Annotated in this window: 1 protein-coding gene; it reads right to left on the bottom strand. The window is 71.0% G+C overall.

Features of this window, described 5'->3' with window-relative positions:
- Nucleotides 1–208: 208 nt before the first annotated feature.
- A complete protein-coding gene (rsmI, locus tag AB0O34_RS36880; protein WP_363923657.1) occupies nt 209–1,096 on the bottom strand; it encodes a 16S rRNA (cytidine(1402)-2'-O)-methyltransferase in 888 nt (295 codons plus the stop codon).
- Between the last annotated feature and the right edge of the window lie 222 nt (nt 1,097–1,318).

The following is a 1,318-nucleotide window of genomic DNA, read 5'->3' as shown; positions in this document are numbered from 1 at the left end:
CGGGCTTTCCCGGAAAGGCGGAACCAGCCGGTCGCGCACCGTGGGCACCGGCCCCGGCTCCTCAGCCGACGAGGTGGGCGGTTTCCCGGAAAGTCGCAAAATTCCAGCAAAGCATAGGGGGAAGGCGCGAACAGCCACCCGGGCACCCTATGCGCCACGGGCGGCCCGCAACCAGAGGATCAAGAAGGACAGCCGAACCCCCGCACGTTCAGAGGCCACGCGCGGCCGGGACGTTCACCGGCCCGGGACGGTGGACGGCGTCGTAGAGGTCGCGCTTCGGGATGCCCGCCGACTTGGCGACGTCGACGATGGCCTGCTTGCGCGACACCCCCGCCTCCTCCCTGCGGGCGACCTCGAACACGAGCTCCTGGAGGTCGGGCTCGACCGTGCCCGGCTCGTGCCCCGCGACGACCAGCGTGATCTCGCCCCGGACGTTCCCCCCGGCCCATTCGGCCAGCTCGCCGAGCCCGCCCCGCCGCACCTCCTCGTAGGTCTTGGTCAGCTCGCGGCAGACGGCGGCCGGCCGGTCGGGGCCGAACGCCTCGGCCATCGCCGCGAGACAGGCCTGGAGCCGGTGCGGCGCCTCGAAGAAGACCATCGTGCGCTCCTCGGCCGCGAGAGCCGTCATCCGCCGCGCCCGCTCCCCCGGCTTGCGCGGCGGGAACCCCTCGAAGCAGAAGCGGTCGCTCGGCAGCCCGGAGATCGCCAGCGCGGTGGTGACCGCCGAGGGCCCCGGGAGCGCCGTCACCGAAATGCCCGCCTCGACGGCGAGGTGGGTCAGGCGGTAGCCGGGATCGGAGACGCCGGGCATGCCCGCGTCGGTGATGACCAGCACGGTCTCGCCGTCCTGCAGGGCCCCGAGCAGTTCCTTGGCCCGGGTCGTCTCGTTGGCGTCGTAGTAGGACACCACACGTCCGCCGAGCGTCACTCCGAGGTCGGCGACGAGCCTGCGCAGCCGGCGGGTGTCCTCGGCCGCGATGACGTCCGCGGTCGATAAGGCCTCGCGTAGCCGGGCGGAGGCGTCGTCGACACGCCCGATCGGAGCACCCGCCAGCACCAGCCTGCCGTTGTCGTTCACATGCCCATCCTCTCCCATGCACGGAGAGGCCATCAGCACAGCACCTTCGGGCATGAGTCTTCCCAATTGGGTACGTAAGCGGTGTTTCTTAGGCTGGACGTAATAGCCGCCCCGTACGATGTCCGGATGGCCCTGACGGACTTCCCTAACCAGGACTTCGAGCAGCCGGAGCCGCGCGACGAGCCCGCACAGCCGGGATCGGTACGCGACCGGCTGGTTCCGCCGTTCCACGGAAACCCC

The sequence above is a fragment of the Sphaerisporangium sp. NPDC088356 genome, assembly GCF_040685555.1.
In the GTDB taxonomy this organism is placed as follows: Bacteria; Actinomycetota; Actinomycetes; order Streptosporangiales; family Streptosporangiaceae; genus Sphaerisporangium.
Note: the sequence above shows the minus strand (reverse complement) of the source record. Positions and strands in the feature narration are given on the sequence as shown.